This is a genomic window from Candidatus Saccharibacteria bacterium, from assembly GCA_016700315.1.
Classification (GTDB): domain Bacteria; phylum Patescibacteriota; class Saccharimonadia; order Saccharimonadales; family SZUA-47.
In genome coordinates, this window is record CP065013.1 from 947,322 (window position 1) to 972,507 (window position 25,186).

At 44.1% G+C, this 25,186-nt stretch carries 23 protein-coding genes and 1 tRNA gene; 14 read left to right on the forward strand and 10 right to left on the reverse strand.

Translation table 11 applies throughout. From position 1 onward, the window contains the following. The 10 genes from IPO96_04995 to IPO96_05040 all read left to right on the forward strand — a co-directional run bounded on the left by IPO96_04995 (position 1) and on the right by IPO96_05040 (position 10,565). The gene (locus IPO96_04995) at positions 1-885 is read left to right on the forward strand and encodes an EamA family transporter (protein ID QQS64888.1); all 885 of its coding nucleotides are present in this window, start codon (positions 1-3) and stop codon (positions 883-885) included. A gap of 70 nt (positions 886-955) precedes the next feature. Beyond that, the gene (dnaX, locus tag IPO96_05000) at positions 956-2,497 is read left to right on the forward strand and encodes a DNA polymerase III subunit gamma/tau (GenBank protein QQS64889.1); all 1,542 of its coding nucleotides are present in this window, start codon (positions 956-958) and stop codon (positions 2,495-2,497) included. 4 nt (positions 2,498-2,501) lie between these two features. Continuing rightward, positions 2,502-3,863 carry a replicative DNA helicase gene (gene dnaB, locus IPO96_05005; protein ID QQS64890.1) on the forward strand — a complete coding sequence of 454 codons (1,362 nt, stop codon included), beginning with the start codon at positions 2,502-2,504 and terminating at the stop codon, positions 3,861-3,863. A gap of 531 nt (positions 3,864-4,394) precedes the next feature. Continuing rightward, positions 4,395-5,576, forward strand: coding sequence for a hypothetical protein (locus IPO96_05010; protein QQS64891.1), 1,182 nt, complete (start codon positions 4,395-4,397; stop codon positions 5,574-5,576). A gap of 54 nt (positions 5,577-5,630) precedes the next feature. Further along, on the forward strand, positions 5,631-5,924 hold the full coding sequence (locus IPO96_05015) for a YbaB/EbfC family nucleoid-associated protein (GenBank protein QQS64892.1): 294 nt from the start codon (positions 5,631-5,633) through the stop codon (positions 5,922-5,924). Positions 5,925-6,008: 84 nt separating this feature from the next. Next, positions 6,009-6,614, forward strand: a complete 606-nt coding sequence (gene recR / locus IPO96_05020) for a recombination protein RecR (protein QQS64893.1) — start codon at positions 6,009-6,011, stop codon at positions 6,612-6,614. Between the two features lie 40 nt (positions 6,615-6,654). Further along, positions 6,655-7,641, forward strand: coding sequence for a DHH family phosphoesterase (locus IPO96_05025; protein ID QQS64894.1), 987 nt, complete (start codon positions 6,655-6,657; stop codon positions 7,639-7,641). Beyond that, positions 7,638-8,258 (forward strand): cyclase family protein, encoded by a 621-nt coding sequence (locus tag IPO96_05030; GenBank protein ID QQS64895.1) that lies wholly within the window; start codon positions 7,638-7,640, stop codon positions 8,256-8,258. Before IPO96_05025 ends, IPO96_05030 begins: the two co-directional genes overlap by 4 nt. Then, entirely contained in the window at positions 8,242-9,609 is a 1,368-nt protein-coding gene (locus IPO96_05035; protein QQS65427.1) for a cysteine--tRNA ligase, read from the forward strand. The genes IPO96_05030 and IPO96_05035 overlap by 17 nt, the downstream gene beginning before the upstream one ends. Then, positions 9,594-10,565: an alpha/beta fold hydrolase gene (locus tag IPO96_05040; protein QQS64896.1), complete on the forward strand. Its 972-nt coding sequence runs from the start codon at positions 9,594-9,596 to the stop codon at positions 10,563-10,565. Before IPO96_05035 ends, IPO96_05040 begins: the two co-directional genes overlap by 16 nt. Here the strand turns inward: IPO96_05040 and IPO96_05045 are convergent. The 7 genes from IPO96_05045 to IPO96_05075 form a co-directional block, all read right to left on the reverse strand. Further along, entirely contained in the window at positions 10,559-11,662 is a 1,104-nt protein-coding gene (locus IPO96_05045; protein QQS64897.1) for an AI-2E family transporter, read from the reverse strand. The two genes, IPO96_05040 and IPO96_05045, sit on opposite strands and share 7 nt — an antisense overlap. Continuing rightward, on the reverse strand, positions 11,659-12,825 hold the full coding sequence (locus tag IPO96_05050; protein ID QQS64898.1) for a glycosyltransferase family 4 protein: 1,167 nt from the start codon (positions 12,823-12,825) through the stop codon (positions 11,659-11,661). Before IPO96_05050 ends, IPO96_05045 begins: the two co-directional genes overlap by 4 nt. Beyond that, positions 12,822-13,928, reverse strand: coding sequence for a glycosyltransferase family 4 protein (locus IPO96_05055; GenBank protein QQS64899.1), 1,107 nt, complete (start codon positions 13,926-13,928; stop codon positions 12,822-12,824). Before IPO96_05055 ends, IPO96_05050 begins: the two co-directional genes overlap by 4 nt. After that, entirely contained in the window at positions 13,925-14,857 is a 933-nt protein-coding gene (locus IPO96_05060; protein QQS64900.1) for an alpha/beta hydrolase, read from the reverse strand. Before IPO96_05060 ends, IPO96_05055 begins: the two co-directional genes overlap by 4 nt. A 129-nt stretch (positions 14,858-14,986) precedes the next feature. Continuing rightward, positions 14,987-15,802 (reverse strand): hypothetical protein, encoded by an 816-nt coding sequence (locus IPO96_05065; protein QQS64901.1) that lies wholly within the window; start codon positions 15,800-15,802, stop codon positions 14,987-14,989. 1 nt (position 15,803) lies between these two features. Beyond that, the gene (locus IPO96_05070) at positions 15,804-16,886 is read right to left on the reverse strand and encodes a hypothetical protein (GenBank protein QQS64902.1); all 1,083 of its coding nucleotides are present in this window, start codon (positions 16,884-16,886) and stop codon (positions 15,804-15,806) included. Positions 16,887-16,946: 60 nt separating this feature from the next. Continuing rightward, complete coding sequence (locus tag IPO96_05075) at positions 16,947-17,804, reverse strand: D-alanyl-D-alanine carboxypeptidase family protein (protein ID QQS64903.1); 858 nt, start codon at positions 17,802-17,804, stop codon at positions 16,947-16,949. Between the two features lie 136 nt (positions 17,805-17,940). Between IPO96_05075 and IPO96_05080 the strand changes: the two genes are divergently transcribed. Further along, positions 17,941-18,015, forward strand: a tRNA-Gln gene (locus IPO96_05080). A 38-nt stretch (positions 18,016-18,053) separates the two neighbouring features. After that, a complete protein-coding gene (locus tag IPO96_05085; GenBank protein ID QQS64904.1) occupies positions 18,054-18,371 on the forward strand; it encodes a hypothetical protein in 318 nt (105 codons plus the stop codon). 67 nt (positions 18,372-18,438) lie between these two features. Here IPO96_05085 and IPO96_05090 read toward each other — a convergent pair whose 3' ends face one another. The 3 genes from IPO96_05090 to queA all read right to left on the reverse strand — a co-directional run bounded on the left by IPO96_05090 (position 18,439) and on the right by queA (position 20,626). After that, complete coding sequence (locus IPO96_05090) at positions 18,439-18,942, reverse strand: hypothetical protein (GenBank protein QQS64905.1); 504 nt, start codon at positions 18,940-18,942, stop codon at positions 18,439-18,441. Between the two features lie 74 nt (positions 18,943-19,016). Continuing rightward, positions 19,017-19,538: a hypothetical protein gene (locus IPO96_05095; protein QQS64906.1), complete on the reverse strand. Its 522-nt coding sequence runs from the start codon at positions 19,536-19,538 to the stop codon at positions 19,017-19,019. A gap of 77 nt (positions 19,539-19,615) precedes the next feature. Further along, positions 19,616-20,626 (reverse strand): tRNA preQ1(34) S-adenosylmethionine ribosyltransferase-isomerase QueA, encoded by a 1,011-nt coding sequence (queA, locus tag IPO96_05100; GenBank protein ID QQS64907.1) that lies wholly within the window; start codon positions 20,624-20,626, stop codon positions 19,616-19,618. Positions 20,627-20,697: 71 nt separating this feature from the next. Here queA and IPO96_05105 point away from each other — a divergent pair, with 71 nt between their 5' ends. Together IPO96_05105 and IPO96_05110 are read left to right on the forward strand one after the other, a co-directional pair. Next, on the forward strand, positions 20,698-22,128 hold the full coding sequence (locus tag IPO96_05105; protein QQS64908.1) for a hypothetical protein: 1,431 nt from the start codon (positions 20,698-20,700) through the stop codon (positions 22,126-22,128). Between the two features lie 32 nt (positions 22,129-22,160). Then, positions 22,161-24,980, forward strand: coding sequence for an ATP-dependent helicase (locus IPO96_05110; protein QQS64909.1), 2,820 nt, complete (start codon positions 22,161-22,163; stop codon positions 24,978-24,980). Positions 24,981-25,186: the final 206 nt, after the last annotated feature.

Sequence of the window (25,186 nt, forward strand, 5' to 3'; positions counted from 1 at the left end):
GTGACTGATATGAGTTGGCCAGTTTATCTTGTTTCTTATTACTTTTTTGCCGTAGGTCATTCAGTTTTTTCGCGTTGGTTCGCAGTTCGTACCAAGCTTTCAGCTAGGCTAGTTTCAGCAGTTTCTTATACTCTCGGAGTTCTACCTGTAGGATTGGTAATCGGGCTGTTAGCGGACAAAAGAGTGTTTGTTTGGAATGTCGCAACTTTTTCGCTACTTTTTGTGATTGGCTTATTTATATCTGTTTTTGGTATCGCTGCCTATGATTCTAAGAAACTGATTACTGTAACAAATTACCTAACACTGTCGCAACTTTATGTTTTGGTGGCTACGCTTCTTGGTTGGGCACTGCTAGGCGAGAAACTAACGCCCAAACAAGTTATTGGAGGCATAATAATGCTAGTCGGTTGCTACTTAGCAATCCACTCTGCCAAGCGAAAAGCCGGCAAAGACAAGCATTCGCTACGTGGTTCAGTGCTGGCTGCAATTTCAGGTATTGCACTGGGCATTGTATTAGTGGCAGAGAAGGCGGCTTTGGGTAAGTTCAATGCGGCAGCCTACTTCATCGTCGGCTATGGCGTTCAGGCTTTAGGCACGACAGTAGCGGCGTTACCAGAGTTTCGCCGTAAAACTGTTCATCAACTAAACCGCTTTGAGTTAACTGGTGCAGCTCTTACTGGCTTTTTTGCTGCAATGGGCGGTTTTACTTACATCTCGGTTTTAAATAAGCTTAACAACATTGGTTTTGCTATTCTACTCACCACTTTTCAGATGCCACTCAGTATAATTGTTAGCCACTTTTGGCTAAAAGAAAAAGATAACGGCTGGCTATTAGTTCTAGCCGCAACTCTGTCGTTTATCGGCTTACTGGTTGTTGCTTTGTAGGCAAATGTAGCTAAAATTACGTAGCATTTATCTGTTAAAGCTGGCGACAATCAGTCATAATAAGTACTAAATGAGGGATGCCTTGTACCGCCGCTGGCGGCCTAAAAAACTATCGGAAGTCGTAGGACAGGAGCATGTCGTAACGACTCTTACAAACGCACTCAAAAACGGCAATGTACGTCATGCCTACCTGTTTACTGGCCCTAGAGGTGTCGGCAAGACTACGGTGGCACGAATCCTAGCTCACGAGATAAATGAGCTTGAATACACAGATGAGTCAACGCACTTAGATATCATAGAGATTGATGCCGCTAGTAATCGCCGTATTGATGAGATTCGAGACTTGCGCGACAAAGTTCACATTACACCAACTAGCGCAAAGTATAAAGTCTACATTATTGACGAAGTCCATATGTTGACAAGAGAGGCTTTTAACGCGCTTTTAAAAACGCTCGAAGAACCACCGGAGCACGCTATTTTTATCCTTGCCACCACCGAGTTGCACAAAGTGCCGGCTACGATAATCAGCCGAACTCAGCGTTTTCCTTTTCGCCAAATTTCTAGCAATGACATGAAAGCTCACCTCAAAAAGATTGCAAATGCTGAAAAAATCGACATCGACGATGAAGCAATCGACAAAATTGTGACATACGGAGAAGGCAGCGCTCGTGACTCAATTAGCTTGCTAGACCAAATCTCTTCAAGTAAGCGAAAAATCAATAAAGCCGAAGTTGAATCTAGCCTTGGGCTGCCCGCAGACGAGCAAATTAAACTAATCATCGATCACCTGCAGGCCAAAGATATTTCTGGTATAATTGCGACCATCAATCAGCTGACAATTGAGGGCGTTTCCGCCAATCAAGCAGCAACCAGCTTAGCAAAACACTTGCGAGCTATGCTTTTAGATAGTACGAATCTAAATAAACGCGCAATACTCAACTTGCTGCGCGAGCTTCTTAGCCTAAATGAGTTCGCCGATCCAATGGCTGCACTCGAAATAGCTCTGATTGAGGCTGCCAGTCCGCCTGATAGCTCCGCACCTAACGACTATGTGCCGCCTAATCATGAAACTAGTGTAGAGCAGGATAGTTCTAAAGAAAACCAAGCTCTGACTTCAGGCAAGGACGAAGCACAGCCCGAAACCGAGACAAAACCTCAAACAGAATCTCCAAATGAAAGCAAAGCTTCTAAAGATTCTATACGAAAAGAAAAGGTTCCGCCTGAACTTCCTAGGCTTACTAACTCTGCGAAGATTGACTTTGACTGGCTAGCGGTACTGAACAGCGCAAAAACAACCCATGGTTCGCTGTATGGTATGCTGCGCATGGCAAGCGCTCGGTTAGAAGGGGACAACCTCTATTTGAGCTTTGCGTTCCCGTTTCATGCTAAGCAAGCTGGTAATTCCAAGAACAACGCCAAACTGCTGTCGATTATCAACGACCTAGGCTACCCTGTCAGCAAAATAGAAATTGAGCCTTGTCAGCCCGAGTCCATTGATCAAAATAATTTTGAGTTAGCTGAGCCAATAAAAAATGAGGAGAGCGAAATCCAAAAAAACGACGAGATAGAAACCATAAGCAATATTTTTGGCGGAGCGGAGTTGTTAGACTAAGATCATGGAACCAAGTTCTGCTAAAATTCCACCCCAAAGTTTAGACGCTGAAAGTTCACTTCTAGGCGCACTGATGCTCGATGCCGAAGCGATCGTTAAGATCGCTGACATTGTTAGCGCCGACGATTTTTATGAGCAACGTCACCGCTATATTTATGAAGCTGCTAAATCCCTCTACGACAATCACCGACCGATTGATGTTCTGACACTAACTGACCAGCTGAAGGGAGCGGATATACTCGATGAGGTTGGTGGGGCTAGCTACATCACTGAATTAACAAACTTTGTACCGACTGCGGCCCACGTCGAAGAATATGCCAACATAGTTGCCACCAAAGCCATGCGCCGCCGTTTAATCCGCGCCTCGCAAGACATTGCCGAGCTAGGCTTTAACGAACAAAAATCTTTGCAAGAATTAATCGAAACAGCAGAGCAACGACTCTTTGAAGTTAGCCAGGCCGGAACTGGTCAGGACCTAGTCAGTATTGAGGACGTTCTAGGCGATAGTTTTGAGCGACTTGACGAGCTCCACAAGGACAAGGGCAAGATTCGCGGCGTATCTACTGGCTATAGAGACCTAGACAACAAGCTCGCTGGCTTCCAAAAAAGTGACCTCATAGTTTTGGCTGCGAGACCAAGCATGGGTAAAACGGCGCTAGCTCTAAACTTTGCGCAGAATGTGGCAATTAAGGCCAAATCAAGCGTGCTGTTTTTCTCGCTCGAAATGAGTAAAGAACAGTTGGTCGATCGTATGCTAGCCAGTGAAGCAGGAGTAGACTCGTGGAACTTGCGCACAGGCAACCTGACCGACCAAGATTTTGAGAAGATCAGCCACGCTATGGGCACCCTTGGTGAGGCGCCGATTTATATCGACGACACACCTGGGCTAACAGTCAGTGATTTGCGCACCAAGGCCCGTCGAGAAGCCCACAAGAGAGATGTCGGCTTAGTAATTGTCGACTACTTACAGCTGATGAGTGGCGGCTCTCGTTTTGGCGGCGACTCGAACCGCGTTCAGGAAATTTCTGAGATTTCTCGTGGCCTCAAAGGCATAGCCAGAGAGCTAAATGTGCCCGTTATTGCACTAAGCCAATTAAGCCGCTCCGTTGAGAGCCGTCACCCACAGATACCGCAACTGGCCGACCTTCGTGAGTCGGGTTCGATTGAGCAGGATGCCGACCTTGTAATGTTCATTTATCGTGAAGATTACTATAATCCTGATACCGAGCGAAAAGGAATTGTTGATCTATTAATTAAGAAGCATCGTAACGGTCCTGTTGGACAGATAGAACTATTCTTTGATAACGAAAAGCAGCGATTCAGAAGCCTCGATACAAGGCGCAGCGAGCCGACTTTTGATAGCTAGGGGTTAGGGCGAGTTGATAGTTTATGGTTGATGGTTTATAGAAGAGCCAGGGTTAGGTTAGAGGTTAGAGTGATTAGGGCTACGGACTAGTAGCAAGTAGCTAGCAGTTAGTAGTTAGTAAAAATTACTCCGTACCGCGTACCGTTCAAGTAGAGTCAAGAGTCAAGAGTCATGAGCCAAGAACTAGGGACTAGGGACTGGTAGTTAGTAGTTAGTAGTTAGTAGTTAGTAGTTAGTAGTTAGTAAAAATTACTCCGTACCGCGTACCACAGGGGGGCGGGGGGGGGGGAGACTGTACTGCGTACCTGTCGTCCAAATAGAGCCAAGAGTCAATAGTCACGAGCCAAGAACTAGGGTCTAGGGTCCAGGGTCTATTTTAGAATTTAGGGCTTTAGAATTTAGAATTTTACGCTTGCTACTTACTACTAACTACTAGCTACTTGCTACTAGCCCCTCAACGCTACAAGCTAATCGCTAGCCCACCTCGCTGCTCATTCGTCATTCTGACGAATTGGGGTGTATACTAAAATTATGAAGGTGGATGTCGCCGATTTTGCCAAAAGGTTTGCAACCAGAAGTACCATACTGGGAATGATTGGCTTATTAGCAGTATTCTTTCTTTATACCTATAATCTTGATGGTGTTCAGCCAAATATGTCCAGCCGTGAAGTTACGAGTATTGGTCGTTCGGTTACGAGAGAAGACATTCAGGCTAATCCTCTATACCTACCACATAGAGCAGGGTCGTATGTGTTAAATCGTTTAGGTATTCAAAAAGTCGAAGCCTACCGTGCAATTTCCGCATTTTTTGTAGTCGCAGTTATATTCCTGTTCTACCGGTTGATGCGCAAATGGCACTCTCCAAAAATTGCAGCTGTCAGCACGGCACTGCTAGCTAGTTCTAGCTGGCTATTAGCAGTTGGACGAAACGCGACACCTACTTCGTTATTTTTGATATGGTTTGTACTGATTGAGGGTTTATTCTGGATAAGACATAGTTCTCGTCGTCGTTTGGCTATTTACCTAGCTACTCTAGTAACTTTAGTCGCGCTCTACGTCCCAGGAACCATATATTTGTTGATAATCTTCGCCATTTTATATGGAAAAAGGGCGTCAACTTTATTTAGAAAACTAGCACTAAAGCACCAACTGATCTTGATAACATTTACGGCAATCTTTGTTGGTCTGCTATCCTACGCGCTGTTTAAGAACCATCTGATTAAGGAATGGCTGTTAATACCAGACCCGCTGACACCAAAAATCTTCATGCAAAACTTAATCGCATTACCAAGAGCGTTATTCTATGCTGCGCCGTACCGACCTGAGTTTTGGATTGCCGGCTTGCCACTACTTGATTTATTCAGTGGAACAATGCTGCTTCTAGGACTTTACGCTTACCGCTATTACCTGCGTATGAAACGCACTCCTTTAGTCTGGATATGTCTGCTTACAATCACCTCGATAGTTGGATTCGCCGGTCTAGAGGTAGCCATAATGCTGGTTCCGTTTTTGTACATAGTTATCGCCAATGGCATGACATTTATGCTCGGTACTTGGTTTGAAACTTTCCCGAAAAATCCAATTGCAAAGAATCTTGGTGTAGTGATTATGGCGATAGCTATTGGCTTTAGTATGTTTTACCACTTTGAACGATACTTTGTGGCTTGGCCAAAATCTCCCGCCACTAAAGAGCTTTACTCGATCAAACAATAGAGCTACAACGATCTGGGTCTATCTGTTAAAATATAAGCAAAGTAAGGAGATGATATGTCAAAATTTGATCAGGCTAAAATGTTAATGCAAGTGAAAAAAGTTCAAAAAGAATTGCAGAACGCAGTTATTCGAGTAACCGCCGGTGAGGGAGCAGTAACCGTAGAAATGACTGGCGAGATGAAGCTAAAAAAAGTCAAAATCGATCCAGATTATGTCGACCTTGAGGACATCGGCCAGTTGGAGCGCTGGGTTGAAGAAGGCGTCAAGGAAGCAATTGCAGCCAGTCAAAAACATGCTCAAGAGAAGATGGCGCCGTTTATGGGCATGCTCGGCAATATGGGAATGTAGAGTGGACCAGTTTTCAATTTTCAAAGAATCTTCTTCGTTCATCGTTCATCGTTTATCGTTACTTACCTCTGACGGAGTCCAAAGTTGAGTGTTTTACCCAAGTCATTACAGGATTTGATCGAAGCTTTGGGTGCTTTGCCCGGAGTCGGCATTCGCAGTGCGGAGCGCTACGCCTACTTTTTATTGAAGCGCGAGCCCGCAACCTCCCAGAAACTGGCTGATGCTCTCCGCACGTTACACGAAGGCATTAAGACATGTCCTATAACCTACATGTGGATCGATAGTTCTAAAAATGTAAGCGAGCTATACGACGACAATAACCGTGACAAAACGGTTGTTGCAGTTGTGGCTGATGCATTTGACGTGATCGCCTTAGAACGAACCGGTCTGTACCGCGGAACTTACCATGTTCTGGGAGGGCTAATATCGCCGATAGACGGCGTCGGGCCAAATGAACTTCACATTCCCGAGCTAATTAAGCGTATCGATAAAGACAATGTGGCTGAAGTCATTTTAGCGACTAATGCTGGCGTCGAAGGTCAAACAACCGCATTATATATTCAGCAACAGTTAAGTGACACAAAAGTAAAAATAACGCGTCTTGCACAAGGCCTGAGCGTAGGAGTCGACTTAGAATACGCCGATCAACTCTCGCTCGGCCGCGCCTTAGAAGGCCGCACCATTTTATAACTGTTTACTGTTTACTGTTTACTGTTTAGAATTAGAGATGATGAATAATTACAAAAAAATTATTAGCCTAGTCGTCAGTGCAAAAAACATCTGTATTATTCAGGCTGATAACCCCGACGGCGACAGTCTGGCTTCTAGCTTGGCTTTAGAAGCGATTTTCAGCGATCTTGGCAAGCGAGTGTCGATGGTCTGCGGTATCGACATGCCAGCCCATTTAAAATACCTAAGCGGTTGGGACAGAGTAGCAAAAGATGCTCCAAGAGAGACAGATTTGGTTGTGATCGTCGATGCCAATACCGAAACTATGTTTGAATCGCTCGACAAAAACGGCCAGATGGCCTGGCTAAAAACCAAACCAACTATAGTTATCGACCACCATACTGAAGCGGGCGGTATAAGCTGGGCCAGCGAGACTCTTAGCGAAGAAACGGTGGCTACGGGTGCAATTATTTACCGTATTGCCAAAGAGGCCGGGTGGCCACTGCCTGTAGACGCCTGTGAGATGCTCACTGTTTCTATTCTGAGTGATTCGCTGGGGTTTACCAGTGAGGCAACTTCTGCTGATGATTTAAGGATAGTAGCTGATTTAGTCGACCGCGGAGTCGACCTAGCTAAGCTAGATACAGCTCGCCGCGAACTAAACAAACGAGAGCCTGAATTACTGAATTATAAAGGTGAGCTGCTGCAGCGAGTCGAGTTGCACGGCGGCGGCCAGATCGCTACTATTACTATCCCTTGGCCAGAGATCGAAAAGTATAGCAGTATATATAATCCAACTATGCTGGCGATCGATGACATGCGTATGACGGTTGGTGTAAGAGTCTGCATAGGCTTCAAAACCTATCCCGACGGACGAATAACCGCCAAAATCCGATCAAACCCAGGTGGACACATTGCCGACAAACTAGCTGCCCATTTTGGAGGTGGAGGTCACCCATATGCAGCCGGTTTCAAGGTCACCGATGGCCGTAAATTTGAAGAAATTAAGCAAGAGACAATCAGAAAGGCAGAGGAGCTACTATCATGAGCTTTGTAGATCTATCTGTTAAGCTTGACGAGTTTACGCCAGTTTATCCCGGGGATCCAGAAACGTCTATTAAACCTGCCGGTGTACTTTCTAGAGACGGTTTTTGTGATCACCTAATTTCTGTTGGCACACATGTCGGGACACACATAGATGCTCCTATGCATATGTTGCAAAACGCTAAATCTATAGATTCATTTTCGCTAGACAAACTCATCGGAAAGGGTCAGGTAATTAACATTTCAAGCTCTGACTACAGTGAGGTTTTAGCTTCAGATCTAGAGCAGGGTGGAATATTATTACTACATTCCGGCCGAATAAAAGACTACCATGATGCGACGTACTTTACGGATTACCCGGTTATGAGTGAGCAGGTTATAGAATATATCATCAGCAAAAAACCAATGATGGTCGGCATCGATGCCTGTTCTTTCGACAAAGACGACAATTTTCCAGTTCACAAGAAACTACTTTCTAGTGAGATCCTTTTAATCGAAAACTTAGCCAACTTGGACAAACTTTTTCAAAAAGAATTTCGAGTTTATGCCATACCATTAAAGTTGACTGTAGATGCTTCGCCAGCTAGAGTTTTTGCAGAGGTTCATGATGAAGCTGTATAACACACTCACAAGAACCATCGAAGTACTAAACCCGCTCAATAGCAATGAAGTCACAGTGTATACCTGTGGGCCTACCGTATACGGCCAACCCCACATTGGCAATTGGGTTGGTTATATCTACTGGGACGTACTACAGCGCACACTGCAAGCTGAAGGCTTAACTGTTAAGAGAGTGCAAAACTACACCGATGTTGGACACCTTGTTAGTGATGATGACAGCGGTGAAGACAAGATGGAAAAAGGTGCTCGAGCCGAAGGTATTACGGCATGGCAAGTAGCAGAGAAGTATATCGACATCGTAGAACACGAGGGCTATGAGCAACTCGAACTGATAAGACCAACTCTCATCCGTGCAACCTCGTGCATAGACGAGCAGATAGATTTCGTCAAAGAACTTGAAGCAAAAGAGTTTACTTATACCATAGAGAGTGAAGGAGTCTACTTTGACTCCTCCAAGCTTAAAGACTATGGTAAGCTTGCGCGGCTCGATATCAAAGGGCTCAAGCAAGGCGCCAGAGTAGAGGTAGCCGGCAAGCGTAATCCAACAGACTTTGCGTTATGGAAATTTAGCCCAAAAGATGCCAAGCGTGACATGGAGTGGGACAGCCCATGGGGCAAAGGATTCCCAGGATGGCATCTTGAATGTTCTGTAATCGCTAGAGAGAACCTGGGTGACCAGATCGATATCCACTGTGGCGGGGTTGACCACATAGCCGTGCATCATACCAACGAAATCGCTCAGACAGAAAGCGTCACAGGCAAACAATTTGCGCAGATATGGGTACACAACAACCATCTCAAAGTAGATGGCGGCAAGATGTCCAAATCTCTTGGAAATATTTATACACTTCAAGACATTCTAGACAAAGGGTATAGTCTAGATGCTTTCAAACTCATGATTCTAGGAAAGCATTACCGAACAGAAGGCAATTTTACTTGGGAGATTCTAGAGGCCGCGCAGAACCGCCTAAATAACTGGCGGGCTATGGCTGATCGGATCTGGCAATTACCGCCTCAAAACGACGACGACAGCAACGCCGCTATTATTGAGTCACTGCAAAATGATCTAAACAGTCCTGAAGCTTTATCATTAATCGAACAAGCTTTTGATCTGTGCGAGAAAGAATCACGCGCTCCTAGTCGAGAACTAATTGAGTTGATCACAAACACACTAGGCATCAAACTACTTGGCGACGACATCAGCCCCGATCAAAAAGCCCTCATGGGGGAAAGGCAAAAAGCCCGCACATCTAGCGACTGGAGTAAGTCTGACAAAATAAGAGATAGTCTAAAAGAGCAGGGGGTTGAGCTAAATGACACCAAGGAAGGAACGCTGTGGTTTCGAGTATAGAAGAACCCCGTCAAATTAAGACAGACGAGCACACAATAAAGTCGGGCTGGTTAGAAGTCGGTCATGGCCATAAAGTGTGGTATGAGCAGTGGGGCAACAAAGATGCAAGCGTTCCAGTTCTCTATTTTCACGGAGGTCCCGGCGGCGGTTATAAGCCATCTCACAAATACAATCTAGACCCAAAGAAACACCAGGCTATCATCTTCGACCAACGAGGTTGTGGCAATTCGCTACCTTACGGCCGCACTGATCATAATCGTACCGAAGATCTAATTAATGATGCGCTTATGATACTCGACGAGTTGGGAGTAAAAAAAGTTCACATTCAAGGTGGCTCATGGGGTTCAACGCTAGCACTTCTTTTTGCCATAAAGCACCCAGAAAAGTGCCAGGACTTAGTTATCCGTGGAGTTTTTACGGGTACCCAATCCGAAATTAACTGGATAGATAAAGGCTTATTCATCAACCATTATCCAGAAGTCTGGGAGCGCTTTTTGGGAACCGTACCTGCTGAAAACCGAAGCAAGCCGGCGGAATATCATTATGAGATTTTAAATGGCAGCGACCCCGAAAACTTTCAGACTTCTGCAAAAGCTTTGTCTGAGCTTGAAGGTCCGCTACTAGCCTTCGATTGGCCGGGTTTCAATGACATACAGCTAGACAATAAACCAAATGATATGCCCGAAGAATTTGACTTTGTGCCTTACAAAATATTTGCCTGGTACCTAAGCCACTCATGTTTTTTGAGTGAGAGCTACATCTTAAAAAACGCCAGCAAAATAAACTGCCCGCTCTTCATAATACAAGGAAGATACGACATGTGCTGCCCGCCAATAACGGCATATAAGATTCACAAACTAGTAAAAAATAGTAAGCTGTTCATGACGCTTGCTTCTCATAGTAACGACCCCGAAACTAGGTCTGTAAACCAGGCACTAATTCAAACAATCTATTGATCTTTTTTTTCGACTATCGATGAAGCGTTATACTCGCCGTCATCTAGCCAATCTTCTAATAGAATTTTGCCACAACCAGCAAGCGGTATTGCGACCAAACCGCCCAAGATGCCGCCAAAACCAAGACCTAAAAGCGCAGCAATAAAAATAGTCAGGGGTGTTAGCTCGTTCGTTTTAGACTGTACATAAGGCTGAATCGTGGCGTTTTCAATCTGCTGGTAGACTACATAGTAAATTAGCATAATTATGGCCAACGTCGGCGAGCTAAACAGCGAAACTAGTGTGATTACTAGGGCGTTGATGTAACTGCCAATCGTAGGGATTAATCCAAAAACAAATACAAGCGCCGCCAAAGCCAGAGCATTAACATCAGCCTTTATGACTGTGCTGGCGATCGTCAGCATAATAAACGAGAAGAAAGCACCAAGTAGCGCGACAATAACCTGGCCGGTGACATATCCCCGAACAACGTTATACATCCGTAAAATGAGCTTTGCTAAGCGCTCACCACGCTGTTTCGGGAACTGCGCGATAAACCATTTGAATACAGAAGGTCCTTCAACTAACATCATAAATGTTAAAATCAACACTGTAATTATGGATATAACATTACCTAAAACCCGATTAGCGAAACTAATAGCAGTAGTACCAACGTTGGTAAAGTTGAAATTGTTTGCGAAATCTTTGGCGTAATTGTTTAGCTGATCGCCAAGATGATAGCGCCTGACCAGGTCACCAGCCCAGCCGCTTTGATCTTCTAGCCCACGGATGTGGCCTGGTACGTTTCGTAAGAATTCGACCGTCTGCGAAATAAATGGCGGCAACACTAGTGCAAAGAAAGCCCCGAGAACTAGTAACACAATCAAGTAGGCGAGGGCGGTCGCAGCTCCACGTTTCTTAATTTTTAGGCGCTTTTTCACTAGGTTAACAAAAGGATTCAAGGCCATGGCCAAAAAAGCCGAAACAAAGATCATCGTCAGCGGATGAACTACTTGACTAATAAACTTGAATATAAAGAATGTGCCGATTATGAACAGCACAATCCGTACCAGTGTTTTGTTCGAGATAGTTACATGTGTCTCTTGGTAGTGCTTCATCTAGCTTTATTATGCCTTAATGATCTTTTTTGCACAAGCTGAGAATACTGTTCTATTAGCTCTTTGCCGATCACGCTCACATCGTACTGAAGAACATCTTTTTGCTGTTTATTGTGCAGTTTTTTTAATAGCTCGTGATCGCTAAGTAGGGTTTTAAGGCACTCGGCAAACTGCGTAGTATCCTTAGGATTAAAAACAACTGGTAGCTCATCACCTAAAACAGTTTTGTAGCCGTCATTATTGCCGCCAATTACCACACTAGCGCCAGCAGCCATCGCTTCTACGAGCACAATGCCGAAGCTTTCACCTCCAGTAGAAGGGAAGGCGGCTATTTTGGCCGTAGCGAGAAAACTAGGTTTTTCGGCGTCAGATACAAACCCAAGAAATTGGATTTTGACGTCTTTGTGGATTTTGGCAATTGAGTCGGCTTGTTTTTTTAATTTTTGAAGATCAGGGCCCTTGCCGCCAATTATTAACTCTGTCTTCTTGGCCATACTTCGGTCATTATCCAAAATCTTGGCGTAAGCTGCTATGAGATACGCCGGACCTTTGCGCTCGACTAATCTGCCTAAATAGACGATTCTAGCACGCTCCTCTTGAACTGGTTTTGGGGTTTTGTAATTTGTTAGATTTACAGCATTCGGGATGACAATTGACTTAATGCCAAAGTGCGAGCGGGCAAAAGTTTGCGCTGCACTGCTGACGCTAAAAACGCGGTCGAAACGCTTTTTTGTAGAGCCAACCAAACGGCTCAGAGCCCTGGTACCAAGTTTTTCTTTTAGCGAATACGGCAAAATATGGAACGTACCAACTAACACCGTTTTTTGCTTCATGCTCTTTATGACCCTACCAGCCAAATATGGGCTGTAAGGCATCTGCACATGCAGAACGTCAAAATCTATTTGGCCTAGAAGCTGCTTGATGGCTTTTTTATTGGCGGGCAAGGGGATGCTCATGCGGTTTTTATTGAATCGTACACTTTTGGTTTTACTTAGGTGGTGCACCCGGGTATCACCGCTATAGCCAGGACTGTTGCCGACTAAATAATGAACCTCGTGTCCTTGCTTGCTCATCCAACCGCCAACAGTCGTGACATAGGCCTGGACACCATCTGGCTTGTCAAGCCTATCGTCTAGCACAAAACCAATTTTCAGTTTTTTCATCTAACCAAAGAATTAAACAGCGCTTCATATTTGTCGACGACTCGCGGCCAATCGTACTGCTTGACTGATTGTCTAGCCCACTGCCGCCACAAATTAGCAAGGGACTTATCCTGCATTAGTAGATTGAGTCGATTGGCAACCTCAACACTGTCATACGGATCCACCAGTGACAATTGTCCTCTGCCTGACAGAACCGAAGCATAACCCTCATTGTTACCAGCGACAGTTGGCGCTCCCATTGCCATAGCCTCAACTAGAACTATGCCGAAGCTCTCACCATATAACGCTAACGACACAAATACACCGCACTTCGACATTAGCCGTCGCTTTTCGGCCGCACTCACAAAGCCATGAAAGGTCACAGCTCCACTTAGGCCTAATTCGATAACTCTGGCCTGAAGTTTTTTCCACAAGGGACCGCCGCCAACGATATCTAGGTTAGCCTTTGGATTAATCTGCCGTAGTACATAAAAAGCGTCTAATAACTGATAAACACCTTTACGTTTTTCTAGCCGCCCGACATATAAAACATTATTTTCGTCGCGAGCCACTTTGAGGGGCTTATAGGTTTTTAGATCGACACCATTAGGTATAATCTGCGGACTATTCATACTGTCTTGGAGTAGCATCATGGCTGCTCTGGACACAATCGTAATCGCCGTCAACTGCTTAGTTATTGTTCTGGTATACGGCATTGCCGATGTGATCAGCGAGCGACCCATAGCGTTCTCTGGTCGCGCAGCGTGGTATGTCCCAACGACGGGGCAGGTGGCTTCGGCGATAACTTGGCGCGCCATAAAAGGCACAACCGGTTCATGTACGTGAACTAAATCAGGCTGGAAAGTCTCATAGAATTCGTCTATTGAACTGTTGTCGATTGCGGCCGAAACATCGGAGCTAGTCGAGCCGGGTGTAGGTATGCGCGCAGACTGACCAATGTAGTATATGCCTTTGTCGGCTGGGGTTTTTCGTCTTCTCGGCTTAGGTGTAACAACCACTACCTTGTGGCCCCGCTTGCGCAATTCTATAGCTTCCGCCATGACATGTTCCTGCACCCCACCGTGAATCTCTAGGTTATAAGGACAAACTATTGCTATCTTCATTTTGGAGTCTTATTGATTTCTCTTTGAAGTATAGCAGGAATAAATTTCATAGCCTCATCTTTAGTGGCTAGGATTGTTGGGGCATGATTGTCAGCTTCGGCGTAAGCGACCTTTACATCATCATAAATAATTTTTAGATGTTGCTCCACCACCTTATTATCAAAATATCTATCGCCGTCGATTGCAATATGCCACACCTTTGCGCGAACTGGAGGAGCAAGCTGGTCTAAATTTAGAAACTCGCGAGCCGTGTTTAAATAAGTCCTGGCTTCATTATTACGCCAAAGCTCTACCTCTAGTTCGAGATACCTTTTCTTCTCCAACTCACTTATTCCGCTAAACTTCTGTCTGGCATTGGGAGCTTTACTGTATGCTGCTCGGATTAATGATGGATGAAGTACTACATTCTTATAGAACTTTGCTGGGTATTTCCGACCCAATAGACTGGACATTGTTCTGTAGAAAACCATGTTTCGCTTCGACAAAATAAAATCATCTTTGTGAGAAAATCCTGCGAAACTAACTAGCATATTCACTCGATCTACTAACTCCGGATAGCGCTGGAGCATTCTTGTAACTACCACAAAGCCGAGGGACATTCCAAGAATGGTCACTTTCTTGCGACTATATTTGAGTTTAACGAAAGCCGCCAAATAGTCGGCAAAGTTATCAATTGTCGGCTCCATGCCAATCTTATAAAACGAATCCATCCCGCCGAAACCCGGCAAATCTGGTACGGTTACTCTCCCGTATTGGTTTAGTGCCTCTGCCACGCCATACCACCGCTCGATTGACGAATGATGACCGTAAATGAACATTATTTCTCGTTTTTTATTCTTTGGAGCAGGGATCTGTAACACTCTGCCTGTTAGGCCATTGATTTCAAGGGGTTGTATGAACGGATTTTTGTTGATTATTCTTTTTGCCATATAGATATAAGCTAACAGATATAGCGCTCAGCCGCAACCAACTTAACAGAAATAGCTTGGACCCACTGTCTAGACAGTAGTTTGGATAGGCAAAATTTTAGTCTTGTTTGATGTTTATCAAAGCTACCTTTAGTGTCGTTGGAACCAGCCACGTTTTCGTAAGGGCTGGGTCGCCCCTTGCGCATCCATTAGTTCTGGTATTTTAGCTGCAATTTCAGGCACTAGGTTAGGCAATACTGTAGCAAGACTAACTTCACAAGCTTTTTTGAAGTCAACTCCTGCTGCTTCGGTTTTAGCTTTAGCTTCCTTAAATCTTGCTAATACATCCGGTAAGTCCACCTCTGCTCGATACCGCCAAGGAAGATTACGCTTTTTATAATTATCTAAATCTACGACTACAGATTTAACCCTTCTAGTACGATTATAGCCGTCATCCGCAGAAATTGTAGTGAGCAGTAGTTTTGAGTTTCCTAAGCTAAAATACACAGTTGGACTACGATAGTAATGTAGTCGCAAACTATCATTGTCGATTCGAGGATTAATCATAGCTGATTCGGTGTAGTTGCCTATACTTTCCTCATTTCTAGTCCCAAAAATTACACAGTTATGTGTACCATCAACTGAATTACAATTAATCAATACTTTGTTTATGATTTCATTGTCTTGGCCGGAAATCCCACCAAGTGGTTTGAGCCTCCTCCCATAGTATGCCTTTAATTCGCTATCGTCAGCCATCAGCAATACATCATTGCCTAACACGACATCTTCGGCGCTTATTCGATTTCTTAGTACAGTCATTAATCTTGCATATTCAGAGTGATTGAAATATCTGCTATGGTCGTTGGGCAATAGGACTTTATCTACCGCAAGATTATTGCCGGGATTAATGAAGGGATACTTCCTTCTTAATTCTTCATCGGCTGAATCTAGCTCTGTGATGGGCAAATTATGTCTGTCTGTCTGTCTGAAATGTATCAGTTCCTATCTGAGCCCGCGCTGCGTCGTTAAGTATATCGACAAAAGCTCTGTAGTCTTCTATCAGACCCGGTATTACCGCATCCCGCTCTGGGTGCAGGAAGTATCTTAGCCCTAGTAACCCTGCGATTCTGTGCAGGTTTTTTCGAACATTCTCGGCGTCCGGCGAACCAATAAGACCGTGATGTTCGCCTACTAAGTAGTTGATCCTAGTACTATCGTTAGGATCACCGACTATGCGAGATAGCTCTAATGTGTCTTGGTTATCGCCTAACGCCCCGACTTGCGCGGTGCTAATAATCGCTTTTCTGGCTGGGTCAACGGTAATTTTGGTGATAATAACGTTTCCTCTTATGTCTATATGTTCTTCTTTTTCTATGCCACTTGTATTAAGTGCTAGTTTGGCTAAAACTTCTTCTACATCAGGGAACCTTGATTTATCTTTAATGTCTAAGCTTAGAGATGGATATACATCTGGTATTTCTAACACTTCGGAAAGTCTATCGGCTATCTCTTTTGACTGTCGACTGCCAGGCCCACTAAGCTGTTCTACCAACTCGCAAACTTCGCCGGTCAGAGTCAGCACCTCTTCTTGGGTCTCAGCGTCGACCCTCATAACTAGCGGCTTCTCAGTGTCAGCATCCGTGCACACCATAGTACCCACTACATCAGCGTTTAGGTAGCTACTGTCAAATAGCGCGTAGCTACAACTAGTTCCTTTTTTGTTTCTGTCGACAAAAGTACATATTTTTGTAGCAGCCAAACCGCTACCGTAACCAAAAACAATTCGATCTTGCTGGTCATCTAAGTTACTTTTCTCCTCCCAGAAGTAATAATCTACCCCACGGCTATCTTTAGCAACCCACGCAACTTTTGTCATTTGAAGGTCAGGACTTGGATTATCCTGATCATAGAACCTCATAATTCTCAAGTTTTCAATATTACTGATCAGGCCATTAGCATTATAAATTGTATTCTTTACGGGGATATTACACTGCTGTGCGGCAAAATCAATGTACATCTGTACTGCATGTGGGTCAAACTCAAAACTCATAAGTGGTAATTGTATCAAAACTATTGTATAAACTCAATAGTTGATTGGTGCTAATAGGCCCTACTCATAAAGTGAATCGGGGCCGACCCAAACGTATTCCCAAGGCTCAGGGTTCGGACCTTGTGCGGGTGCCCCTTCCGGGTAGCTAGGCAACCAGCCAGCTAGCTTGGCGTTGACGTAATTATCTTTCGAGAGCCATGCAAAGCAGGGAGTTCGTTCAAAAACGTCTCCAGAGTCTCCGCAGGCAATATCGACCGTGAAGCCAGTATGATGTTTGGAATAACCAGGTATCGCGGTAACCTCCAAGAGTTTGTCGACAAGTGCATCCTGATTGCCAGCGGCAACGCTACTGGCAGTACCGCCTGCTGCCGAAAATCGCGCCATAAAAAGCTGCCTTTGATCGTCAATTGATCTAAAACCCTCGTTTAACTGCAGACTTATGCTGTCCCGGGCCGCAGCAGCTTTGAGTGCTTGCCAAGAAGTTATAGCCTTTTGCTGCAAACTGTAATTATCTACTTTGACTAAAGAAGTGTTTGGTATGGCGCGTTGCCTATAACCGCGAGCTTCAGCTAGCTGCCTAATTTTTTTGTCAGCTTCAATATTGCCAGTGATTAACGGCAGATCTTGAATCTCACTAACATTCGGGTAAGAAAAGCTGTCCAGAAAAGTTTTGATTTCTGCACCGGTGAGCTTACGCAGCTGCTTTGGTTTAGCCTGCTCTGGTTCAGCAGATGCTGCCTGTGAGCTTGCGGCTGTTGGTTGAGAGTATGTTTTCGAAGAGGTTGGTGCTTGTTTTTTGGCAAATATTAGCCACAAACTAACCAAGATCGCCATCACTCCAACCACAAAAATTATTATCTTACGCAAATTACGTTTTGGTTTACCGTCAATTGTCTTTATTGGTTCAATAATCCGCATATGCTAACCATTATAGAGACTTTTGCCAGCAAATACAGTATAATAACAGAGCAAATTTATAAATCTACAAATTTATTCAAAAATGCTCGCAAGCAATCTAGAATTTAGCATTTGAGATTTAGAATTTAAAAAGTCATGGGGCGTCGCCAAGTGGTAAGGCACCAGGTTTTGGTCCTGGCATTCAGGAGTTCGAATCTCTTCGCCCCAGCCAAAAATTGATATATTAATCTAGCTAAGAGGAGAAACACAATGGAAAATCGCTTATCATCTGAAAAAGTTGTCGTCTCAGCGCCAATGTCTTTTCATGGCTCGGCTGCTAGAATATGGAAAATCACAGATACAGATAATACAGTGAAAAGGTGGTTGGTATTCGTCCCGGTAGCTCTTTTGCTGATTTCTTTTGCATGGATCGTTGTTGCATCTTGGTATCTTTTTTTCGGAATCTGGCTTGTTCCCTACAGGTTGATCCGCAGAGGTGACAGAAAAAATAAAAGAGATAAACTAAGGCATCGAGAACTACTCGCGGCAATTGAGAAAAGTGGGGCGGATAAAACCTTAGGGCTCTAAGAAGAGGGCCCTAAGGTTTTTCGTAGAACTACCCAAAAATTCGGATAATAATTACTTATTGCTTATCTTATTTGTAGTAACTGCGCACTTGATAAAGAAGATAAAATCCGATAGCTGCCCCCAATAAGGTGCCGATTATCCCCGCACCGTAACGGTAATCGCTAAAAGCGCCTAGGATTCCTGCTCCCAAGCTAACTAATTGTGATAGAAACAATAAATTCCAACCCTTTTTCTTGCTTCTTGCTTTCAAACCAGAGAAGGCTACTACACCCAAAAGTCCAGTGACTAAAGCGACAGCCAATGTAAGATAGAAAAATAACCCTAGATTATTTGATACTGTACCCGTACCGTAAGCCCTACTAAAAGCATTACTGTAATCAATTAACCTATCTACGGCATGCGCAGTCCGCCAGAAAGACAACACAGCTAGCAAGCTCAGCACACCAAAAACAAGTGAAATCCAAGGAAACCACTCTACCAGCGTTTTTTTACCGTTTTCTGGCATCGCCGGCAGCTTACTAAATAGTCCAGCAAGTCCGTCCTCTGCTTTTTTTAGTTGATTGTTTTCCATAATGCAATAACCTCCCTCATTTATAGCTCAAATATAGTCTTAGTTAATGATAAATACAAGCATTTTATATCAATTTATGCGGCATTAAGATGTATTAATGCAGTTCTAAGTATTGGCATTGCAATTTGTGGGTGAATAATTTCTATTGGAGTCCGGGTAATACCTCTTATGACTTCCAGATGATGCGCACGGTTATCAAGAGAGTGATTAAGCCTACGCACTTTACTCTGTTCTAGCGCATTATTGATACCCTCAACAGCCCTAATGGATACCCCCAAAGTACGAAGTAAATCTGCTTCCTTTAAAAATTCTGCCATGGTTTGAGCGTCAGGAATCCGCGTTCCGATATACTCTTTGTGAATTAACCCATGCTGGCAATCTAGCATCCAAACTCTGTTAAAAGGGTGCTCTCTAAATTCATGGCTTAGTTCGTCTTTTTCATACAGGGTTCGTGGCCAATACAAGTGGTGTCTTGAAACGAAACAGCGCCGGTGATTCGGCGCTGTTCCTTGCATTATTAGCTCTTCGCATGATTCTACTGGAGATGGCGGCATCACTAATCCTTTAAAATTCCTTGGATAATGGCCTCTTTTCATACATCGATCCTTTTTATTTCGATTTTTGAACCTCAACATAAATATAGCTTTAGTTCTTAATAAGCACAAGTACTTTTTTATACGATCAGCATAGCGTCGCCGAATGAGTAAAATCGGTATTTTTTGGCAATAGCGTGAGCATATATTCGCATTAGCTCTGCGGCAGCCTGTTTTTCGGATAAGCCTTTTTTGTCAGCTATAAACGCCGCCACCAACATGAGCAGGGAAGTTGAAGGTAAGTGAAAATTTGTAATCATTGCATCAACTCTTCTGAAATCATAACCAGCTCTTATCAAAATGTCGGTGTATCCGTAGGTTTTTTGACCGCTACGGCCAAAAATTGTTTCGAGTGTTCTCACCGTTGTGGTGCCTACAGCTGTTATGTGTTTAGCGGCGTTTATAGCTACAAGGCTACGATCACTTATTTCAAAGTACTCTTGGTGTAGCTTGCCTGTGCTAAGCTGCTTCTCTGTCAACGGCGCAAAAGTACCCAGACCAACGTGAAGTGTAATCTCCTCAATAGGGAAACTTTTGGACAGTTCGGTAAGTAACTCTTCGGTGAAGTGAAGCCCGGCAGTTGGCGCAGCTTTGCTACCGAGGGGCTTAGCGTAAACTGTCTGATATTCATCTGCTAATTTATCATTTTGCTCAATGTATGGAGGCATCGGGACATGCTCATACTTTTGCAAGCGTCTATCATCGTGTGGGACGCTTAATCTCAAAGTTCTTAGCCCGTTTTCATCTATGGCCACAGTCGAGACAGTAAGCCAATCGGTAAGTTGTACATCTTTACCGGGTTGAAATTTTTTACCTTTTCGAACCATTGCTGTAATCGTGTTTGTGTCTAGCTTCTGCAAAACAAAAATTTCTATTCCCCCATCGAAAAGCCACCGGCAATGCTCAACTTTAGAATTATTTAGTGCAATTGTGGTTGAGGTTTTGAGATGTTTCCCAAGTACCCTAAATACCGAGTCCACGATTTTACCGGTGCTACACTCATATACTAACAGCCTAGCGGAGTCCCTGGGGCTGGCTGGTTCTTGAGCAATTAGCTCTTTGGGCAATATAAAATTGTACAGATCGTTCACTTATACTAATTATAACTTTAAATCTTATAAATATGGTAGTTTTTGCAACTACCTTTTGTTATAATTCGCAAATGCCAGGCGAGAATTATGAAAGTGAATGGGGACGTGTTAATTACGGCGATTGGGGCCAAGAGGCCGATGTTAGTCAGATAGATCATCTATGTAACCTATCGGCCGAAACTCTAGACTTACACGGGCTAAAATACACCGAAACTATTGCCAAAGTCGACCTTGATGATTGTTTTGCAGTATTTACTAGTACTGTTGGAAGTGACGGATTTTTAGAATCTATGGAGTTCACTATTCATGATGGTGAAGATACCAGCGACTATGATCCTCTGAATAACGAGGAGGCGGTAGTAATCAGAGTTATTTTTGACGGGACAGGAAAGCTGGCAAGCTTCAACCTTTTTGGTGATGAACTAGACAGTGATTCTCTCTCTTATGACAATGCTGCTTTTGTTAAAGTGGCATTGGATAAGCTAAAGAACAGAGGAGTAGCATTAGGTTTTGTTAGTTCAGTCGAAGATATACTCAACAAATATATAGATTTTAGACGTAACGGCTTAGCTGAAGATCAGCAAGCAAATCTGAGCCTATCAAGTATTAATGGATACTTAGATTTCACGCGGACAAATCAAGATATAGTATTCGAGCGCCAACTATACCAACACTTACTGAAGGATGGCAGATTCCTAACCGTGCTTGGGTCTAAAAGACAGAAATATAGTGACAAGTACCAAGATTACTGTTCTTTAGCTATCTCACTCAAAGACAGTCGAAATGGTATTACGACGCACTTTAATAGAGCAGCGCTAAGCCTTGCTGCAGTCACAGAAACTATCGAAGACACAGAGGACAGGTTCGTTGATGCGATTAGCCCGACACAAGATTACGCCGATGCCGATAGTGTCGCTAGCGTTTTGAGCTCATTGTACGATTCTAATGTTGAGGAGTATGCGTCAAACATGGAGTTAGAACTTTACCGAAACTCCGAGCTTTCTCTCGAGCAAAGTTATCAAGACTCAATCGAACTTCTCAAACAATATTTCGATGAGGGTAACCACGAAGCCCAAGCTAAAGCCCTGACTGACTTACTTAGCCTATCGATAAATACTTTCAAAGAAAAATTTGAGAAATGCTACGGCCTTATACCCAATATAGCCGACAAAATTGAAGACAATAACTTGCTCAATCTGATGTTAGACGAAGGCACAAACAGAATTTATGTAAGAACACCTCGATTTTGGACATTGGTAAACTCAGAATTGATAGAGGCGACTCAGCACAATAAATCATCGTTATTCCCATTTGCATATCTTGGTGCCATTCCTAGATCTTTAGACGGAGATAGTCCAATAACCGATATCTTCATTTTTGGCATTATTGCGGGGCAAGTTACAGAGCTTAACGAGGACGGACACTTAATCTCGGAAAAAAGACGTGAATTTATCTATATGCCATATAGTTTGATAAAGGATAATTTAATTCCACCAAGTTAGCTATGAGTGTCGAACTTCGGTAGAATATAACCATGGCTACCGAGTTAAACAATAAGCAGAAAGAAGTGTTGGAGCACGACAAAGGCCCGATGCTTATTGTAGCAGGAGCTGGTACCGGTAAAACCACCACTGTAATAGAGAAGGTCAAACAGCTGCTGGGATCTGGTATAAAATCAGAGTCAATACTGGCGCTTACTTTCACCGAAAAAGCAGCTCGCGAGATGCTAGACCGGCTTCTAGAAGAAACTGACAAGCTAAACCTTGAAATCCCGATGATGACGTTTAACGCTTTTGGCGAGTCGATATTGCGTGAATTCGCTAACCATATTGGTCTCGGGCGATCTTTCCGTGTTTTAGGCGAGCAAGCACAGATAGTTTTTGTCCGCGAGCGGATAGACGAATTTGGACTAGACTATTTTCTGCCGCTCGCCAACTTGCCAGATTCCGTCATCAGCGATCTGCTTGATCTGTTTAGTAGAGCCAAACAAAGCCTGGTAACACCAGAGCAGTACAAGGCTTTTGCGGATAAGATGCCGACAACCAGCGAAGCCGAACAGCTGGAAAGAAAACAACACATTGAGCTAGCGAGTGCCTACAACTCCTACGTCAGACTCTGCGCAGCCGAGAACCTGATCGACTATGATGATCAAATCTTCCTCTTAGTTCAACTGCTTCATAAACGACCCAACATCCGCCAGGTCCTCCAGAAACGATACGCCTACATCTTTGTAGACGAGTTTCAGGATACTAACTTCATGCAGTCGTCACTAATCGACCTACTAGTTTCGGCAGAGCAAAACCTAATAGTAGTCGGTGATGATGATCAAAGTATCTACGGTTTTCGCGGTGCAGATTTAAGCAATATTTTGAGCTTCAAAGAGCGATTCAAAACTGCAAAAGAAGTCGCTCTAACAAAGAACTACCGCAGTAGTCAGCCGATACTAGATGCTGCTTACAAACTAATTCAAAACAACAACCCTCATCGGCTCGAAACAACGCTCAAGATCAACAAAAAGCTAGTCAGTGATGTAATTGGTGAAGAGCCGCAGCTTCGGCATTTCGAGCACATAGACTTTGAGATTGAGTGGTTAGCAGAAGATATCGCCAAGCGCATAAACAGCGGCCAGAAACCTGGCTCAATTGCAGTTCTTGCAAGACGGCGACAAACAGCCAAGCTTGTAGCTAGCGCCCTAACAAGGCACCAAGTTAGCCATAAGCTGGTAGGTTTTCGTGAAGATATGTATGCCCAACCAGCAGTGCGCATGCTAACTGAGCTAGCACGCACCATTGCCGAACCAAGCAACAATAATTCACTACACCACACCCTCACCAGTGCACTTTTTAGTATTCCAAACGCCGATCTAGCCAACGAAGCCGTCAACGCACGCTATAACCACGAGCCGCTCGAAGACATTCTGCTTTCAAGCGGTAAGAAGCATGTGATCGAGCCGATTTTATTGATTCAAAAATGGCGAGAATCTGCTGCGACCAAAAGCGTCGGACAACTATTATTCCAAGCAATTGAGCAAACAGGCTTTAAAGCAGAGCTATTTAAAGCTGCCGAGCACGACGAAAATTCCGCCGATACCGTTCTGGCTCTTGGGCAGTACTTCGGCTCTCTTAAGAGCTTTGAGGCCATCGCCTCGCAACCAACGGTCTATGAATATATGTTAAGCTTGCCAGCCTTAAAGTCTGCTGGAGACAGACTTGACGACACGCTAGATATTTCTGAAGACCAAGTAAACGTCCTAACAGTCCATAAAGCCAAAGGTCTAGAATGGGAGACGGTGTATATACCCCAATTAGTGGAAGGCAGCTTTCCGCTCAAGAAAATGGCCGAAGGTTTGCAGCTACCCGATGGGCTTTTCATGAGTCCGTACGACGAGGCCAAAGATCACTACCACGAAGAAAGACGACTCATGTATGTCGCAATGACTAGAGCCAAACAAAATCTCATCTTTAGTTATTCAGATTTTCAGGGAAGTAGTAGCAGCAAGCGTACAGCTTCACGCTTTTTGGGTGAAATATTTGAGCTTTTGCCAGAAACTACTCCTTCGCACAACAATTCTAACGATATTGAAAATCCTGAACAACACCTATCCACAGCACTAGAAATACCGACCGAGATTTACGATGGCAAATACGTTTACTTAAGTGTTAGTCAGGCAGCTAGCTTACTGAACTGCCCATTAGATTTTTACTACAAATTTATTCTACGAGCTCCAGAAAAACCCGAACCTCAGACCAGCTATGGTACAGCACTTCACGCTCTTATAGAGCACATGAACCGCTCGCTGATGCCGGGTGGTGAAGCCGTAAGTTTAGAATCTCTAGAACAAGAGCTGTCACTTAACTGGGTAAAATCAGGCTACGCCAGTAAGGCACAGGAGAGACGCGCTTACAAAACGGCAAAAGCCACCCTTACGAGGCTATTCAACGCATTAGCCGAAAGGCGCACACCGACATATATCGAGGAGCCTTTTACCGTCCTACTCGAAGACGAAGGCGTAGTCTTGCGCGGACGATACGACGTTGCTTATGATGACGAAGCAGGTGTTGAGATTAGAGACTACAAATCTGGTATAGGCGTTAATAGTGAAGAAAAAGCCAAAAAGCGAGCTCAAGGCAGTGTCCAGCTTAGTATGTATGCGCTAGCTTGGTTTGTCCAAAAAGGCCAACTGCCCGACAAGCTCAGTCTCGAGTTCATCGACACTGGGATTGAGGCGTCGGTACGCAAAACCGATAAGGGAATTGAAAGTTTGAGAAAACGCCTTGCTGACTCCGCAGAAATGGTTAAGTCCAAGCATTTTCCACTCGGCTCAAGTCGCCATGAACATTGCATACACCCGTAAGGAGATAGGGGAATAGTAGTAAGTAGTTGGTAGTTGGTAGTAAGCGTAAAATTCTAAATCCTAAGCACTAAATTCTAAATAGACCCTGGACCCAGGACCCTAGACCCTAGACCCTAGACCCTAGCTCTTGGCTCATGACTCTTGACTCTTGGCTCTATTTGAACAGTACGCAGTACAGGGTACGCGGTACGGAGTAATATCTACTA

Excerpts from the sequence above, each read along its gene's own strand:
- dnaX (QQS64889.1), top strand. The coding sequence starts at position 956 with ATGAGGGATGCCTTGTACCGCCGCTGGCGGCCTAAAAAACTATCGGAA.
- dnaB (QQS64890.1), top strand. The coding sequence starts at position 2,502 with ATGGAACCAAGTTCTGCTAAAATTCCACCCCAAAGTTTAGACGCTGAA.
- IPO96_05010 (QQS64891.1), top strand. The coding sequence starts at position 4,395 with ATGAAGGTGGATGTCGCCGATTTTGCCAAAAGGTTTGCAACCAGAAGT.
- IPO96_05015 (QQS64892.1), top strand. The coding sequence starts at position 5,631 with ATGTCAAAATTTGATCAGGCTAAAATGTTAATGCAAGTGAAAAAAGTT.
- IPO96_05025 (QQS64894.1), top strand. The coding sequence starts at position 6,655 with ATGAATAATTACAAAAAAATTATTAGCCTAGTCGTCAGTGCAAAAAAC.
- IPO96_05030 (QQS64895.1), top strand. The coding sequence starts at position 7,638 with ATGAGCTTTGTAGATCTATCTGTTAAGCTTGACGAGTTTACGCCAGTT.
- IPO96_05035 (QQS65427.1), top strand. The coding sequence starts at position 8,242 with ATGATGAAGCTGTATAACACACTCACAAGAACCATCGAAGTACTAAAC.
- IPO96_05045 (QQS64897.1), bottom strand. The coding sequence starts at position 11,662 with ATGAAGCACTACCAAGAGACACATGTAACTATCTCGAACAAAACACTG.
- IPO96_05050 (QQS64898.1), bottom strand. The coding sequence starts at position 12,825 with ATGAAAAAACTGAAAATTGGTTTTGTGCTAGACGATAGGCTTGACAAG.
- IPO96_05055 (QQS64899.1), bottom strand. The coding sequence starts at position 13,928 with ATGAAGATAGCAATAGTTTGTCCTTATAACCTAGAGATTCACGGTGGG.
- IPO96_05060 (QQS64900.1), bottom strand. The coding sequence starts at position 14,857 with ATGGCAAAAAGAATAATCAACAAAAATCCGTTCATACAACCCCTTGAA.
- IPO96_05070 (QQS64902.1), bottom strand. The coding sequence starts at position 16,886 with ATGAGTTTTGAGTTTGACCCACATGCAGTACAGATGTACATTGATTTT.
- IPO96_05075 (QQS64903.1), bottom strand. The coding sequence starts at position 17,804 with ATGCGGATTATTGAACCAATAAAGACAATTGACGGTAAACCAAAACGT.
- IPO96_05085 (QQS64904.1), top strand. The coding sequence starts at position 18,054 with ATGGAAAATCGCTTATCATCTGAAAAAGTTGTCGTCTCAGCGCCAATG.
- IPO96_05090 (QQS64905.1), bottom strand. The coding sequence starts at position 18,942 with ATGGAAAACAATCAACTAAAAAAAGCAGAGGACGGACTTGCTGGACTA.
- IPO96_05095 (QQS64906.1), bottom strand. The coding sequence starts at position 19,538 with ATGAAAAGAGGCCATTATCCAAGGAATTTTAAAGGATTAGTGATGCCG.
- IPO96_05105 (QQS64908.1), top strand. The coding sequence starts at position 20,698 with ATGCCAGGCGAGAATTATGAAAGTGAATGGGGACGTGTTAATTACGGC.
- IPO96_05110 (QQS64909.1), top strand. The coding sequence starts at position 22,161 with ATGGCTACCGAGTTAAACAATAAGCAGAAAGAAGTGTTGGAGCACGAC.